Genomic DNA, 14,723 nt, shown 5'->3' with positions numbered 1-14,723 from the left:
CCGGTTCCCGAGGGGACCGGTGCCGTCGCGTTTGTCAGCTGTGCGCCGCCGCCCATGCGGCCAGTTCGGACCTGGCCGCGCTCAGCAGCGTCGAGGAGGGGCTCGACGCGCCGTTGGTGATCAGGGCGTAGTGCAGGGTTCCCGAGCCACTCGCGGAGAGCAGGAGGCGGTGACTGCCGGTGCCGCCCGGTTCGTTGGCGTAGCCGATCGCGGTGGAGGACGTGTACGCCGGGACCCCGGAGATCGCTCCCAGGTCGGAGACCACGGTCGTGGACGCGGCCGGGAAGGATGCCGGGAGGTGGAGTTCGGTCGGTGCGGTGGAGCTGTTGGAGCGCCACATCAGCAGGCCGTACTGGCCGGAGCCGACCAGCGAGGACACGTTCGGGAGGGTGCTGGGAACCGGGTTCCACGTGAGGGTCGTGGAGCCGTCGCGGGAGCGGTCCTCGTAGGTGAAGGCGACCGTGGTGCCGGCGGTCGCGCTCGGGTAGATCCGGTCGAGCAGCCGGGCGTCCTGACGGAGTGTCACCGTGCCGGAGTCGGTCATGTCGACGGCGGAGAGGTCCTCGTCGTTCCAGGCGTCTCCGGTGGTGAGCACCTTGTCGGGGTTGTCGTTCATCAGCTCGTGGTGGCGGCCGTTGTAGATGTCCCACTGCCACTGCGTGCCGGACAGGACCGGGCCGGAGCCGGCCGGGTTGGACCACCAACTGGAGCCCGGCAGACGGGAGTCGAGGGCCTGGTACATCGCCTTGAGGACGGTCGGTGCCTTGCCCGCGACAGTACCGGACAGCGGATGGCCGAACTCACTGACGACGGCGGCGGTGCCGGCGGCGGAGGCCCGGTCACGAATGGTGCCGAAGTCGGTCGAGTACTGGCCGTCGGCCGCGTTCCCCCACATCAGGATGCCGGAGATCGCCTTCTGGTCGTAGAAGTGGGTGTTGAAGACATAGCGCGAGCCGAGCGTGCCCGCGTCCAGGAGTCCGCCCTCCTGCACCTGGCTGGAGATGTTGGAGTTCCAGAAGAGGTTCGGTTCGACGAGGGCGGGCTTGGCGCTCCAGCCGGCCGCGTCCATCCGTGCGCGGAACTTCACGTAGAACGGCCAGAGCAGGTTCTGCTCCCAGGTGCGGCTGGTCTGGCCCGAGTCGTAGGTGCCCGCGAAGGGCTCGTTGTACGGGTCGAAGCCGACGACACCCGCGAACTCGTCGCTGGTCAGGTGCTGTTGGATGTACGCCATGGTCGACTGGGCGGTGGCGAGGAAGGAGTCCTGGAGGCCGTAGTTGTTGTGCCAGAAGTCGTACTGGGCCTTGGTGACGGCCGAGTTCTGGGTGATGTTCTGGCCCCAGAAGAGACAGATCCCGCAGGACTCCTGGGGGTAACTCCCCAGCGTGACGGCCCACTTGGGCGCGCCGTCACCGGTGTACCAACTACCGCTGTTGAAGAGGTACTTGGAGTAGAGGTCCTGGTGGAAGTCGGGGTAGACGCGGATGCCCGCATCGAGGAACGCCTGCATCTGGGCGGTGGCCGCGGCCAGGTACGTGGTGTCGACCTGGCCCTGGACGGGTTCGGCGTAGGCCCAGGAGAGCAGGAAGCGCACCGAGTTGCCGCCGCCGAGGGCGCGCAGCGCGGTCGCGGACTTCTTCGCGTCGGCGACCGAGGCGAAGGGGAGACCACTGTTCTCCGCGAGTTTGGTCTCGCCGGAGACGTTGTAGCCGCGCAGCACGACCTGGCGGCCGTAGCTGTCGACGAAGCTGCCGTTCTGCACGGTCAGCGCCGATCCGTCGAACCAGAGAGAGTCGGTTGGGGTGGCGGCGGTGGCGGGCCCGGCACCCAGCACCGACAGGAATCCGCAGAGGACAACCAGGACAACGATCAAACGCGCCCGGATATTCGTCATGTCCACTACAGTCCGGTGATTTCCGGACACTGTCAACACTTCTGACTCACGAGTAAGTTCACGCGCTACAAACCCTGTTGAAACATTTTCAGCAGACCCGACGCGTCACGTTCAGCAGGTACTCCTTCCGGTTCAGCGGGTTGCGGTCGGTGCGCGCCCGCTCCGGAACCGTCCCGTGCGCGACCGCCGCGAAGTGGTCGAACGCGCTCTCCCACTCCCCCTCGCCGCGCGTCAGCCCCGGCAACTGCCGCTCAAGACCGTGCACTTGGGCCGCCGGCACCGTCCCTTCCAGCACACAGACCCGCCCCCGCGTCTCGGTGGTCCCCGGTACGGCGCGCACCGCGGCGAGAACCGGCAGCAGGGCGCCCAGGGTGTCGGCCGGGGCCTCGACGCGGAACCGGTGCATCGGCTCGTACACCTGACTCCCCGCCCGCCGCAGCGCCTCGACAAGGACGAGCGGGGTCAGTCCGCGGAAGTCGGCGCCGGTGCTCGACATGCTCTTGTCGAAGCCCTGGTGGGCATGGCTCTGCCGGGGCGAGTACCCGGAGTGCGTCATGGTGACCACGCAGTCGGCGACCCGCCAGCCGTGCAGCCCCTGCCCGAGCGTCTCGCGCACGGTGTCCTCGACGGCCTTGAAGAAGGCGTACGGCATCGCGCCCAGCTCGACCTCGAGAGCGAAGCGCACGCCCGAGCCGACCGGGGCCGGGTCGATGCGCAGGCCGACCGTGGCGAGGAACGGGTTGTCGCCCTTCTTGTTGAACTCGGCCGCCGCGCCGGTGCCGACCGGGCGCTCGATGCACAGCGGTGTCGTCTCACGGAAGGTGACCCGCACCCCGAACTCGTCGGCCAGCGTGGCCTGGACGACCTCCTTCTGTACCTCGCCGTACAGGGAGACGGCGGTCTCCTGGCGTACCTCGTCGTGGCGCAGGCCGATCAGCGGGTCCTGTTCGGCGAGTTGGGTGAGCGCGAGGTGCAGAGCCCGCCGGTTGGTGTCCGGGCCCGGGACGACGACGGTTTCCAGGGTCGGCGGTGCGAAGACGTGCTCGTACGCCTTCCTCGGCACTCCGATCGCGTCGCCGATCCTGATCTCGCCGAGGCCCCGCAGTCGGCCGATCCGGCCCGCCGGGACGGAGTCGGCGCCGATGTCCGTGCCGTGGTCGAAGACGCTGATCGAGGTGACCTTGCCCTCCTCGCCCGTCTCGCCGAAGGTGATCCGGTCGCGGGTACGGAGGGTGCCGGAGAACATCCGCGCGTAGGCGACCTTCTCCCCCGCCGGACCGCGCTCGACCTTGAACACCGTGCCGGAGAGCGGGCCCCGGGGGTCGCCCTCGGCGGCGGGGAGCAGTTCCCTGATGCCGGTGATCAGCGCGTCCACGCCGGCGCCCGTGATGGCGGAGCCGAAGTAGACCGGGTGCGCGAGCGCCTGGCGGGTCTGGGCGGCGAGGGCCGTGCGCAGGAGGTCGTAGGACACGGTGTCCTCGACGTAGGCGGCGAGCAGTTCGTCGTCGTGGTCGGCGAGGACGGCCGCCGCGCCCGGGTCGAGACCGGGCCGGAAAGCGGCCGACGGGGTGCCGACGGCCTCGACCGGGCCCATCGGTACGACCGCCGCCCTGAGCCGCTCGGAGATCTCCCGCAGCAGCGCGTCGTACCGCGCCCCGCAGCGGTCGATCTTGTTGACGAAGAGGAGTGTCGGGATGCGCAGCCGCCGGAGCGTGCGCATCAGGACGCGGGTCTGCGGCTGGACGCCCTCGACCGCCGAGACGACCAGGACGGCACCGTCCAGCACGCCGAGCACGCGCTCCACCTCGGCGATGAAGTCCGGGTGGCCCGGGGTGTCGATGAGGTTGACGGTCACGTCGCCGACCGGGAACGAGACGACGGCGGACTTGATGGTGATACCGCGCTGCCGCTCCAGTGCGAGCGTGTCGGTGCGGGTGCTGCCGTCGTCGACGCTGCCGATCTCGTCGATCACACCGGCCGAGTGCAGCAGCCGTTCGGTCAGACTGGTCTTACCTGCGTCTACGTGCGCGAGGATGCCGAGGTTGAGCAAGTGCACCTGGTGTCATGTCCTTTGCTGAGGAGGGCCTTCCTTCCTGGGTGGACATGAACGGTGTGCGCATCTCGGTACTCCTCGGTCGTCGCTGACGGATACCGATCAGTGCAGCAGAGCGGCGGGGGCGGCGGCAACGGATTAACGTCCGTACAGGGACTGCGGCGGTGAGAGGAGCACGGCGTGCGGGAGATCCTCCCGGAGCTCGGGCGCTGGTACGCGGCCCGGGAACCGTTCGGCCTGGCCACCGTCGTCGCGGTGAGCCGCAGCGCGCCGCGCGATCCCGGTGCGGCCATGGCCGTGGGCCCGGGCGACGAGGTCGTGGGCAGTGTGTCCGGGGGCTGCGTGGAAGGAGCGGTCTTCGAGCTGGCGCGGGAGGTGGTGGCGAGCGGCGAGGCACGGCTCGAGACCTTCGGGTACAGCGACGAGGACGCCTTCGCGGTCGGGCTCACCTGCGGCGGCGAGATCACCGTGCTGGTACGGCCCGTCACACCGGAGGCCGATCCCACGTTCGGGGCGGTCGCGCGGTCGGTCGCCGCCCGCGAACCGGTGACCGTGGCGACCGTGATCGACGGACCCGCGCCACCCGGAGCCACCCTCGCCGTCTGGCCGGACTCGGTGGGCGGCACCCTCGGCACGACCGGTCTCGACGTCGCGGTCACCGCCGACGCGCGCGGTGAACTCGCCCTCGGAGCAACGGGGTTGCGGCACTACGGGCCGCGCGGCGAGCGCCGCGAGGACTCCGTCACCGTGTTTCTGCGCTCCTTCGCGCCGCCGCCCCGGATGCTGGTCTTCGGCGCCATCGACTACGCGGCGGCGGTCGCCCGGATCGGTGACTTCCTCGGCTACCGGGTCACGGTGTGCGACGCCCGCCCGGTGTTCGCGACGCCGAAGCGCTTCCCTGCGGGCGTCGAGGTGGTCGTGGACTGGCCGCACCGGTATCTGGCCGGCACGGACACCGACGAGCGGACGGTGATCTGCGTCCTGACCCACGACCCGAAGTTCGACGTACCGCTGCTGGAGGAGGCGTTGCGCCGGCCGGCCGCGTACATCGGGGCGATGGGCAGTCGCCGTACGCACGACGACCGTATGAAGCGGCTGCTCGAATCCGACCTCGCCAAGGGCGAGTTGGCCCGCCTGCGCTCACCGATCGGCCTGGACCTCGGCGCCCGCACCCCGGAGGAGGTGGCCGTGTCCGTGGCCGCCGAGATCGTCGCGCTGCGGTGGAGCGGCACGGGGATGCCGCTCACGGGGGTGGCGGGGGCGATCCACCGGGCGCGGTCCGGGTGATCGGTGGGTCACCTGGGCGGCAGCCGGTGCAGGACGAGATCGGTCAGCGCGCCGTCCGTGACCGTCGCCGTGAGATAGGTGCAGTGCGGCTGGCGGCGGCGGTCGGTCGGGGAGCCCGGGTTCAGGAGCCGTAGACCGGTGGGGGCCGTGGTGTCCCAGGGGATGTGGCTGTGTCCGAAGACAAGCACGTCCAGGTCCGGGAAGCGGGCCGCGCAGCGCGCCTCACGGCCCTGGGCCGGCCCCGTCTCGTGCACGGCGCCGAAGCGCAGGCCGCCGAGTTCGGCGTACGCCACCTCGGGGAGCCGGGCGCGCAGTGCGGGCCCGTCGTTGTTGCCGTACACGCCGACGAGCCGGCGGCTGCGGCTCTCCAGCAGGTCGAGGGTGTCGGTGTCGACCCAGTCGCCGGCGTGGAACACGACGTCGGCGCGCGGGAGTTCGGCGAGGAGCCCGGCGGGGAGTTCCCTGGCGCGCTTGGGGAGGTGGGTGTCGGACATCAGGAGCAGACGCACGGGGCCAGCCTAGGGGCGCGCTGCCGTCAGGGCTTGACGCCCACCCCGCACCACATCGGGAGGGGACCGGCCGCCGGGGTGTCCTCGGGGTCGGGGCGCCAGACCGGCAGTTGGACGACGCCGGGGTCGAGGATCTGGGTGCCGTCGAAGAAGCGGGTGACGTCGGCGTGGGTGCGCGGGGTGGCCCCCGCGTGTTCGGCGGCGCGTTCGTTGTAGACGCGCATCGACTCGGCGACCTCCTCGGCGCCGATGTCGGCCGCCGGGTGGGAGAGGACCAGGTGGCTGCCGGGGGCGAGGGCGTCCAGGAGGCGGCGGGTGATCGCGTAGGGGTCGTCGCGGTCGGGGACGTACTGGAGGATCGCCACCAGCATCAGCCCCACCGGCCGGGAGAGGTCCAGGGTCCCGGCCGCGGCGGCGAGGATGCGGTCCGCGTCGCGCAGGTCCGACTCCAGGTAGTCCGTCGCACCTTCCCTGCTGCTGACGAGCAGGGCACGCGCGTGTGCCAGGACGATGGGGTCGTTGTCGACGTAGACGACTCGTGCCCCGGGGTCGACGCGCTGGGCCACCTCGTGGGTGTTGTCCGCGGCGGGTATGCCGGTGCCGATGTCGAGGAACTGGCGGATACCGGCCCTGCCGCCCAGCTCACGGACGGCGCGGCCGAGGAAGGCCCGGTTGGCGCGGACCGCGGGGACGATCTCCGGATTGGCCGCGGCGGCGAGTTCGGCGGCCTCCTGGTCGGCCGGGTAGTTGTCCTTGCCGCCCAGCCAGGCGTTGTAGACGCGGGCGGGATGCGCCACGGACGAGTCGATCGGGGCCGTTGCGCCTGCTGAGTGCTCGTTCAACGCGATCCGCTCCCCGCTCGCCCTCGCCACCTCTGCCGGCGCACAGAGTAGTGCACCGGGGAGGATTCGGCAGGTCAAACTGTTCAGTTGTGACTGGACAGTTTTCGCTGACGGTTCTACGGTGGCGCCCATGGATCAGCAGCGCTCCCGGACACCGGCGGGCATCTCGGACTCCGCCGCCCGCTCCGCACGGGATCTGCGGGTCGTGTTCAGCCGGCTGCGGCGCCGGATCCGTGAGGTCGCGGCGGACGGGGACCTGACGCCCTCGCAGGAGTCGGCGCTCACCCTGGTCGGCAAGCACGGCGCGGCCACGGCCAGCGCGCTGGCGTCGGCCGAGGGGGTCAGGCCGCAGTCGATGGCCGCCACCCTCGCCGCCCTCGACCGGCACGGGCTGATCCGGCGCGGCCCCGACCCCGAGGACGGCCGCAGACAGCTGGTCACCCTCACCGAGGCGGGCCGCGGGCGCGTCGAGGACAACCGGCAGGTCCGTGAGGAGTGGCTCGCGCGCGCCTTCGAGGACCGCTACACGGAGCAGGAACGGCGGACGATCATCGACGCGCTGACGCTGCTGGAACGGCTGTCGGAGCAGTGACATCGAAACCCACCCGGACGACCGGCTGAGCCCCCGCACCTCCTGAAAGGCCTCCCCCATGGCACTCACCACCCTCGACCCGCGTACCGCCCTCGTCGTGATCGACCTCCAGGGCGGCATCGTCGCCGCCCCGACCCAGCCGTACAGCGGGCCCGAGGTCGTCGCCCGGACCGTCGAGCTCGCGGACGCATTCCGGGCGGCCGGCCTTCCCGTGGTGCTGGTCCGGGTCACCTTCGCGGACGACGGCGCGGACGCGGTGCCCGGCCGGACCGAGCAGCGGCGCCCCGGGGGCGCGGCCCGCCCCGAGGGCTGGGACGTCGTCGTCGACGAGCTGGCCGGGCACCCCGGGGACATCCACGTCGTCAAGCGGAACTGGGGCGCCTTCCACGGCACCGACCTGGACGTACAGCTGCGCCGGCGCGGTGTCACGCAGATCGTGCTGACCGGCATCGCCACCAGCATCGGCGTCGAGTCCACCGCCCGCGCGGCCCACGAGCACGGCTATCACGTGACCCTGGCCACGGACGCGATGAGCGATCTGGACGCCGTGTCGCACGCCCACAGCATCGAGCGGATCTTCCCGCGCCTGGGCGAAACGGGCACGTCCGCCGAAATCCTGGAACTTCTGGCGAAGACCCACGACGGGAGCTGACATCGACCTACTGCGGGTTAACCGTTGCCCAACACCAGCCCAATGGGCGGCATCGAGACAGACCGGGTTAGCATCACCCCACTCGCGCCGTTCCGCATCGGGCAACGGTCAGCGCAAACAAGGGGGCTAGAAGCCGGATGTCGGTCAAGGTCAGTGTCGTCGTCCCTGTGTACAACCCAGGGCCCTATATCGAGGACTGCATCTCCTCTCTCCTCAGGCAGTCCCTGCCTAACGACGAGTACGAGGCGATCTTCGTCGACGACGGCTCGACGGACGGCACGCCCGCGCGGCTCGACGAGGTCGCCGCGCAGCACCCCCACATCCACGTCATCCACCAGGAGGCGTCCGGCTGGTCGGGCAAGCCCCGGAACGTCGGCATCGCCGCCTCCAAGGGCGAGTTCGTCATGTTCGTCGACAACGACGACTACCTCGGCGACGAAGCCCTTGAGCGGATGTACGAGTACGGCGTGGCCAACGGCGCGGACGTCATCGTCGGCAAGATGGCCGGCAAGGGCCGTGCCGTGCCCGTGGAGCTGTTCCGCAAGAACTACCCGCACGCGTCGGTCGAGACCGCGCCGCTGATGGACAGCCTCACCCCGCACAAGATGCTCCGCCGCGCGTTCCTCGACCGCATCAACCTGCGGTTCCCGGAGGGGCGCCGCCGCCTGGAGGACCACGTCTTCGTGACGGAGGCCTACCTCGCCGCGGACAACGTCGCCGTGCTCAGCGACTACGTCTGCTACTACCACATCAAGCGCGAGGACGCCTCGAACGCCGGCTTCCAGCGCTTCGACCCGGTCGGCTACTTCAAGAACCTGCGCGAGGCCCTCGACGTCGTCGAGAAGTACACCGAGCCCGGCCCGGCCCGCGACAGGATCTTCCGCCGCTGGCTGCGCGTGGAGATGATGGAGCGCCTCGGCGGCGGCCGCCTTCTCAAGGCCCCGGACGAGTACCGCCGCGAGCTCCTCAAGGAGATCCGCGGTGTCATGACCGAGCGCTTCGGCCCCGGTGTCGCCGCCGGTCTCGGCCCGCGGCTGCGGGTCGTCGCCGCCCTCGCCGCCGCCGACCGCTACGACGACCTCGTCGAGCTCGCCGAGTGGGAGGCCTCCCTCAAGCCGCAGGCGGCCCCCGGCGAGATCGAGTGGCGGGACGGCAAGCTGCTGGTCCACTACCAGGCCGAGTTCGTCATCGACGGCAAGCCCGCGATCTTCCCGGCCCAGGGCGCGCCCGCCCCCAAGCACCCCGAGCCGAAGACCCTCGCCGAGGCCACCGCGCTGCTGACGGCCGACGCCACCCACGTCTTCAAGAAGGCGACGGCCGACCTCGTCGTCCGTGAACGCACCAGCGCCGCCTCGCATTTCCAGCCCGTGCAGATCTCGCACGAGGCGGTTCCCGAGGGCGACGGCGTCCGTCTGGTGCTGCACGCCACGGCCACCGTCGACCCGGCCACCGCGGCCGGCGGCGCCCCGCTGGCCGGCGGCCTCTGGGACACCTACGTCCGGGTCGTCATCGGCTCCTGGAACAAGGAGTGCCGCCTCGGCCCGGTCCCGCAGCACGGCGAGAACGCCGGGCACGCCGGTGTCGTCGCCGGCCAGGTGCTGCTCCCGTACTACACGGAGCCGCACGGCAACTTCTCCCTCGACGTCGACAAGGCGAGCAAGCGCCTCGGCCTCGCCGACCTCACACCCGGCGACTTCACCGTCACCGGCGCCCGCGTGAGCGTACTGCTCCCCTTCTACGTCCCCGCCACCACCGACGTACTGCTGCGCCTGACCCACAAGTCGTCCGGTACGACCCTGGACGTGCCCGGTGTCGTCTCGCCCGAGTCCTCCGGTGCGCGGCTGGCGGCGGAGGTGCCCGCCGCCGAGCTGAAGGACCTGGCGTGGGCCGCCTCGGTGTGCCTGACCCCGACCGCGACCGGGCAGCGTTTCCTGGCGCTGCCGGTGCGGCTGGCCGGTGACGCCGGCGGTGTCCGGGTGGAGGCGGCGCCGAAGGCCAAGCCCGCCGAGCCCAAGCCCGCGCCCAAGCCGGTGGCCGCCAAGCCCAAGCCGGGGCTGGCCTACCGGGTGGCGCGCAAGCTGAAGCGCGCGCTGAACAAGTAGCGGTCGTACCCGAACACATCGCAGTACCCGAGCAAGCCATGGAGGACGAAAGAACGTGCGAGCACTGGGAATTGAAGGCGCCTGGGTCCTGGAACCCAAGGTCTTCCCTGACGACCGGGGCAGTTTCCACGAGTGGTACCGCGGCGAGGAGTTCCGCGAGGCCACCGGGTACGACCTGGCCCTGTCCCAGGCCAACTGCTCGGTCTCGCGGCGCGGTGTGGTGCGCGGAGTGCATTTCTCCGACGTGCCGCCGAGCCAGGCCAAGTACGTCAAGTGTGTGCGGGGCGCCGTCCTCGACGTGATCGTGGACATCCGCGTCGGCTCTCCCACGTTCGGTCAGTGGGAGGCCGTCCGGCTGGACGACGACAGCAAGCACGCCGTGTTCCTCGCGGAGGGGCTGGGGCACGCGTTCATGGCCCTGACCGACGACGCGACGGTGGTGTACCTGTGCTCGACGGGCTACGCGCCCGGGCGTGAACACGGGATCAACCCGCTCGACCCGGCGCTCGGCATCGCCTGGCCCGAGGGCTTCGAGCCGGTGCTCTCGGAGAAGGACGCCGAGGCGCCCACACTGGCAGAGGCGGAGCAGTCAGGACTTCTTCCGTCCTACGCGGACTGCTCCGCCTACTACGAGCGACTGCGCGGTGGACAGGTCAGCGACTGACGCTGAGCTGCTCCACCGAGCGGCGCAGGGGCTCCCAGCCGCGGGACCGCTTGGTCCCGCGGTCCCGCGCTTTGGCGAGGGGGCCCCAGAAGCCGGCGTTCAGCAGCGCCTCGGGCTGCACCGCGGTGGTGCGCTCCAGGATCGCCTCGGGCACCTTCTGCGGGTCCGGGACCTCGAACTCGGCGATGATCTCGTCGTACTTGTCCTTGAGGACGGTGCTGTTCGGGTCGGCGCCGAAGACCACGAGCTGACCCGTGGGCTGGGTGTCGACCAGGACCGTCACCAGGTCGGGACGGTAGCGGGCGAGGATCTCGACCAGCTTGTACACGTCGCCGGTCCAGGCGTCGGTGTGCCGGTCGCGGGCCGCCTCGTCGATGCTGCGCGGCAGCATGTCGTCGAAGACGATGACGCTGGCCCAGTCCGAGTGCTTCTCCACGTTGATGAAGTCGCGCAGCGCGTACTCGAAGAGGTGCATGCCGTCGATGAACGACAGATCCAGCGTGACGGTCTTCCACCAGCCCAACGGGCTCCGGTTGCGCGCCAGTTGACGCAGCGGGTGCCGGCCGCCGCGCAGGTGCACCAGCGGGTTCTCGCGGGCGAAGAAGTCGTCGCTGGTCGCCTTGGCCAGGTGGACGTCACAGCGGATCTCCGTGACCACCTTGAACGCGGGATCGATCGCAACGCTGGGCACCCGGGAGAGCGTCAGGCTGCGGCCGTCGTTGACGCCGATCTCCAGGTAGTTGCGGTTCGCGGTTGACTTGTGGAGTCCCCGCAGGAACTCATGACGTTTCACGAAGAAATCTCCTTGCGGATGTGAGGAAGTGCTTCGTGCAGGGCGGACCGCCAGTCCCTAGGCGGTTCCAGGCCGACCTCCCGCCACCGCTCGTGCCCGAGGGCGCTGTAGGCGGGGCGGGGCGCGGGACGCACGAAGGCAGCGCTCGTGGTGGGGCGCACGCGCTCCGGGTCGGCGTCGATGAGCCGGAACACCTCCTGCGCGAGACCGTGCCAGCTGGTCTCGCCGGAGCTGGTCGCGTGGAACACCCCGTGCGCGCCCTCGACCTGTCCGATACGGGCGCCCAGATCAGCGATCCGTACGGCGACGTCGGCGGTCCAGGTCGGCTGACCGCGCTGGTCGTCGACGACGTCGAGAGTGTCGCGACGTGCTTCCAGCTCGATCATCGTGCGGACGAAGTTACCCCCACAGGCTCCGTACAGCCAAGCCGTGCGGACGACCGCGCTGTTACCGGGCAGTTCGGCCAACACGGCCTGCTCGCCCGCCAGTTTGGTACGGCCGTACGCGGTGCGCGGAGCGGTGGTGTGATTCTCCGGGTACGGCGTGCTGCGGGCCTCTCCGTCGAAGACGTAGTCGGTGGAGACGTGCACCAGCCGCGCGCCCGAGGCGGCGCAGGCGCGGGCGAGGAGCCGGGGCCCCTCGCCGTTGATGCGAAGGGCCCGCTCCTCGTCGGTCTCGGCGTCGTCGACGGCGGTGTACGCCGCGCAGTTCACCACCACGTCGGGGTGGTGTTCCGCGAACGCCCGGTCCACCGACGCGGGGTCGGTGATGTCCAGGGCGGCGCGGTCGAGACCGACGAACTGTTCACCGCGCCGGGCGAGTTCGTCGAGCACATCGTGGCCGAGCATCCCGCCGGCACCGGTGACCAGCCACTTCATCAGGCGCGCTCCACCCGGGCCTTGAGCGGCTCCCACCAGGCGCGGTTGTCGCGGTACCAGGCGACGGTGTCCGCGAGGCCGGAGGCGAAGTCGTGCTGCGGGGTGTAGCCCAGCTCGTCGTGGATCTTGGACCAGTCGACGGAGTAGCGCAGGTCGTGGCCCTTGCGGTCCTCGACGCGCTCGACCGAGTCCCAGTCGGCGCCGCAGGCTTCGAGCAGCAGACCGGTGAGCTCCTTGTTGCTGAGCTCGGTGCCGCCGCCGATGTTGTAGACCTCGCCGGCCCGGCCCTTGGTACGCACGAGCTCGATGCCCTGGCAGTGGTCCTCGACGTGCAGCCAGTCGCGGACGTTGAGGCCCTCGCCGTACAGCGGGACCTTCTTGCCGTCGAGGAGGTTGCTGACGAACAGCGGGATGACCTTCTCGGGGAACTGGTGCGGCCCGTAGTTGTTCGAGCAGCGGGTGACGCGGACGTCCAGGCCGTGGGTGCGGTGGTAGGCCAGGGCGAGCAGGTCGGAGGAGGCCTTCGACGCGGAGTACGGCGAGTTGGGCGCCAGCGGGTGGGTCTCGGGCCACGAGCCGGTCTCGATGGAGCCGTAGACCTCGTCGGTGGAGACGTGCACGAAGGGGACGGTGTAGCGCAGGGCCGCGTCGAGCAGGACCTGGGTGCCCACCACGTTCGTGCGGACGAAGTCGGCGGCGCCGTTGATCGAGCGGTCCACGTGGGACTCGGCGGCGAAGTGGACCACCTGGTCCGCCTCGGCCATCAGCTTGTCGACCAGCTCGGCGTCGCAGATGTCGCCCTGGACGAACTCCAGGCGCGGGTGGCCTATTTCAAGGTTGTCGAGCGTGCCGGCGTACGTGAGCTTGTCCAGCACCGTGATGCGGGGCGCGTCGGGCGCGTCCGAGGCGAGGAGCATGCGGGCGTACGTGGAACCGATGAAGCCGGCGGCGCCGGTGACGAGGAGATTCATGAACGGATCTGCACCTTGCTGTGGTCTCCGAGAACGAGGCGGTGGGCGCTGGGTACCCCCGGAGCGGGGGTCACTTCGACGTGCTTGCCGATGAGCGAGGACTCGATCCGGCCCACCCCGGCGATGGACGAGTCCTGAAGCACTATGGAGAACTCCAGCTCACTGTCCGTGATCCTGCAGTTCTCCGCGACCGAGGTGAACGGTCCGACGTAGGAGTCGCTCACGACGGTTCCGGAACCGATGACGACGGGTCCGACGATGCGCGAGCGCTCGATGCGCGCGCCCTCCTCGATCACCACGCGGCCGATGGTCTCGGAGGCGTCGTCGACCTCGCCGTCGATGCGGCGGTCCATGCTCTCCAGGACGGTCCGGTTGACCTCGAGCATGTCGACGACGTTGCCCGTGTCCTTCCAGTAGCCGTGGATGACCGAGGAGCGCACGTCGGCGCCGTCGTCGATCAGCTGCTGGATGGCGTGGGTGATCTCCAGCTCGCCGCGCCAGGACGGCTTGATGGCGCGCACGGCGTCGTGGATGGCGGGCGTGAAGAGGTAGACACCGACCAGGGCGAGGTCGCTCTTGGGGTGCTCCGGCTTCTCCTCCAGGCCGATGACCTGGCCGGACTCGCTGAGTTCGGCGACGCCGAAGGAGCGCGGGTCGGGCACGTGGGTGAGGAGGATCTGCGCGTCGGGCTTGTTGGCCTGGAAGCCTTCGACGAGGCCGGTGATGCCGCCGACGATGAAGTTGTCGCCGAGGTACATCACGAAGTCGTCGTCGCCGAGGTACTCGCGCGCGATCAGGACGGCGTGGGCCAGTCCGAGGGGACGGTCCTGCGGGATGTAGGTGATCTTGAGGCCGAACTTCGACCCGTCGCCCACCGCCTCCTCGATCTCCGCCGCGGTGTCACCGACGATGATGCCGACCTCGGTGATTCCCGCGTCGGCGAGCGATTCGAGCCCGTAGAAAAGGACGGCCTTGTTGGCCACCGGGACGAGCTGTTTTGCCGATGTGTGTGTGATCGGCCTCAGGCGGGATCCAGTGCCGCCGGAGAGAACGAGAGCCTTCATCGCTTCACCTTAGCGTCATCTTTGGACGTGCATCGTTCCTCCCTATGTTCGTTTATTACGACCATCCAACGATAGGTGGGACGGGAGGTGTCTAATCGCCCGACGGATCGGGCAAATCACCCGCCGCCCGCTCCACGTCCGCGACGACCTCGGCCCGGTCCAGGCCCTCGTCCTTCGCGTACTCACCCGCCGCGGCCTGCACATCTCGGCTCAGGTCGCGCCAGGCCCGCCACGCGGTCTCGTAGGTCTCGGTCTGGGCCTCGGTCCAGGGTTCGTGGGCGGGGGCGCCGAGGGCGTCCCGCATCTCCTTGACCCTGGCGCGCGCCTGGTCGGCCGCGCGCTGCTTCTCGACCAGTTCTTCGAAGGTGTGTGCCACAAGCAGGCACCCCATCACGGCGAACGCGTACAGCCGTTCCGACCTGCCG

General features: G+C 70.2%; 14 protein-coding genes. 5 read left to right on the top strand and 9 right to left on the bottom strand.

Annotated features, from left to right (window positions below; genetic code table 11):
* Positions 1 to 34: 34 nt before the first annotated feature.
* Together ACQHII_RS44055 and ACQHII_RS44050 are read right to left on the bottom strand one after the other, a co-directional pair.
* Positions 35 to 1,891, bottom strand: coding sequence for a cellulase family glycosylhydrolase (locus tag ACQHII_RS44055; protein WP_427924538.1), 1,857 nt, complete (start codon positions 1,889 to 1,891; stop codon positions 35 to 37).
* Between the two features lie 88 nt (positions 1,892 to 1,979).
* Positions 1,980 to 3,947, bottom strand: coding sequence for a GTP-binding protein (locus ACQHII_RS44050; RefSeq protein ID WP_427924537.1), 1,968 nt, complete (start codon positions 3,945 to 3,947; stop codon positions 1,980 to 1,982).
* Positions 3,948 to 4,124: 177 nt separating this feature from the next.
* On the opposite strand from ACQHII_RS44050, the gene ACQHII_RS44045 reads away from it, so the two are divergent.
* On the top strand, positions 4,125 to 5,231 hold the full coding sequence (locus ACQHII_RS44045) for an XdhC family protein (RefSeq protein WP_427924536.1): 1,107 nt from the start codon (positions 4,125 to 4,127) through the stop codon (positions 5,229 to 5,231).
* Positions 5,232 to 5,239: 8 nt separating this feature from the next.
* Here the strand turns inward: ACQHII_RS44045 and ACQHII_RS44040 are convergent, their stop codons facing one another.
* Both ACQHII_RS44040 and ACQHII_RS44035 read right to left on the bottom strand, forming a co-directional pair.
* Positions 5,240 to 5,740, bottom strand: coding sequence for a metallophosphoesterase family protein (locus ACQHII_RS44040; protein ID WP_427924535.1), 501 nt, complete (start codon positions 5,738 to 5,740; stop codon positions 5,240 to 5,242).
* Positions 5,741 to 5,766: 26 nt separating this feature from the next.
* Positions 5,767 to 6,582, bottom strand: coding sequence for an SAM-dependent methyltransferase (locus ACQHII_RS44035; protein WP_427924534.1), 816 nt, complete (start codon positions 6,580 to 6,582; stop codon positions 5,767 to 5,769).
* A gap of 130 nt (positions 6,583 to 6,712) precedes the next feature.
* Between ACQHII_RS44035 and ACQHII_RS44030 the strand changes: the two genes are divergently transcribed.
* The 4 genes from ACQHII_RS44030 (at position 6,713) to rfbC (ending at position 10,592) form a co-directional block, all read left to right on the top strand.
* On the top strand, positions 6,713 to 7,174 hold the full coding sequence (locus tag ACQHII_RS44030; protein WP_427924533.1) for a MarR family winged helix-turn-helix transcriptional regulator: 462 nt from the start codon (positions 6,713 to 6,715) through the stop codon (positions 7,172 to 7,174).
* Positions 7,175 to 7,232: 58 nt separating this feature from the next.
* Complete coding sequence (locus ACQHII_RS44025) at positions 7,233 to 7,826, top strand: hydrolase (protein WP_427924532.1); 594 nt, start codon at positions 7,233 to 7,235, stop codon at positions 7,824 to 7,826.
* A 137-nt stretch (positions 7,827 to 7,963) separates the two neighbouring features.
* On the top strand, positions 7,964 to 9,928 hold the full coding sequence (locus ACQHII_RS44020; RefSeq protein ID WP_427924531.1) for a glycosyltransferase family 2 protein: 1,965 nt from the start codon (positions 7,964 to 7,966) through the stop codon (positions 9,926 to 9,928).
* A gap of 55 nt (positions 9,929 to 9,983) precedes the next feature.
* Positions 9,984 to 10,592 (top strand): dTDP-4-dehydrorhamnose 3,5-epimerase, encoded by a 609-nt coding sequence (gene rfbC / locus ACQHII_RS44015; protein ID WP_262056811.1) that lies wholly within the window; start codon positions 9,984 to 9,986, stop codon positions 10,590 to 10,592.
* Here rfbC and ACQHII_RS44010 read toward each other — a convergent pair.
* From ACQHII_RS44010 to ACQHII_RS43990, 5 genes are all read right to left on the bottom strand, one after another.
* Positions 10,582 to 11,385, bottom strand: a complete 804-nt coding sequence (locus tag ACQHII_RS44010; RefSeq protein WP_427924530.1) for a class I SAM-dependent methyltransferase — start codon at positions 11,383 to 11,385, stop codon at positions 10,582 to 10,584. The genes rfbC and ACQHII_RS44010 overlap by 11 nt on opposite strands.
* Positions 11,382 to 12,263 (bottom strand): dTDP-4-dehydrorhamnose reductase, encoded by an 882-nt coding sequence (rfbD, locus tag ACQHII_RS44005; protein ID WP_427924529.1) that lies wholly within the window; start codon positions 12,261 to 12,263, stop codon positions 11,382 to 11,384. The genes ACQHII_RS44010 and rfbD overlap by 4 nt, the downstream gene beginning before the upstream one ends.
* Complete coding sequence (rfbB, locus tag ACQHII_RS44000; RefSeq protein WP_427924528.1) at positions 12,263 to 13,234, bottom strand: dTDP-glucose 4,6-dehydratase; 972 nt, start codon at positions 13,232 to 13,234, stop codon at positions 12,263 to 12,265. The genes rfbD and rfbB overlap by 1 nt, the downstream gene beginning before the upstream one ends.
* A complete protein-coding gene (locus ACQHII_RS43995; RefSeq protein WP_381238267.1) occupies positions 13,231 to 14,298 on the bottom strand; it encodes a glucose-1-phosphate thymidylyltransferase in 1,068 nt (355 codons plus the stop codon). Before ACQHII_RS43995 ends, rfbB begins: the two co-directional genes overlap by 4 nt.
* Positions 14,299 to 14,389: 91 nt before the next feature.
* On the bottom strand, positions 14,390 to 14,674 hold the full coding sequence (locus ACQHII_RS43990; RefSeq protein WP_427924527.1) for a hypothetical protein: 285 nt from the start codon (positions 14,672 to 14,674) through the stop codon (positions 14,390 to 14,392).
* Positions 14,675 to 14,723: the final 49 nt, after the last annotated feature.

Origin of the sequence: Streptomyces sp. cg40 (genome assembly GCF_050320165.1) — a bacterium.
In the GTDB taxonomy this organism is placed as follows: Bacteria; Actinomycetota; Actinomycetes; order Streptomycetales; family Streptomycetaceae; genus Streptomyces; species Streptomyces hokutonensis.
Note: the sequence above shows the minus strand (reverse complement) of the source record. Positions and strands in the feature narration are given on the sequence as shown.

Excerpts from the sequence above, each read along its gene's own strand:
- ACQHII_RS44055 (WP_427924538.1), bottom strand. The coding sequence starts at position 1,891 with ATGACGAATATCCGGGCGCGTTTGATCGTTGTCCTGGTTGTCCTCTGC.
- ACQHII_RS44030 (WP_427924533.1), top strand. The coding sequence starts at position 6,713 with ATGGATCAGCAGCGCTCCCGGACACCGGCGGGCATCTCGGACTCCGCC.
- ACQHII_RS44025 (WP_427924532.1), top strand. The coding sequence starts at position 7,233 with ATGGCACTCACCACCCTCGACCCGCGTACCGCCCTCGTCGTGATCGAC.
- ACQHII_RS44020 (WP_427924531.1), top strand. The coding sequence starts at position 7,964 with ATGTCGGTCAAGGTCAGTGTCGTCGTCCCTGTGTACAACCCAGGGCCC.
- rfbD (WP_427924529.1), bottom strand. The coding sequence starts at position 12,263 with ATGAAGTGGCTGGTCACCGGTGCCGGCGGGATGCTCGGCCACGATGTG.
- rfbB (WP_427924528.1), bottom strand. The coding sequence starts at position 13,234 with ATGAATCTCCTCGTCACCGGCGCCGCCGGCTTCATCGGTTCCACGTAC.
- ACQHII_RS43995 (WP_381238267.1), bottom strand. The coding sequence starts at position 14,298 with ATGAAGGCTCTCGTTCTCTCCGGCGGCACTGGATCCCGCCTGAGGCCG.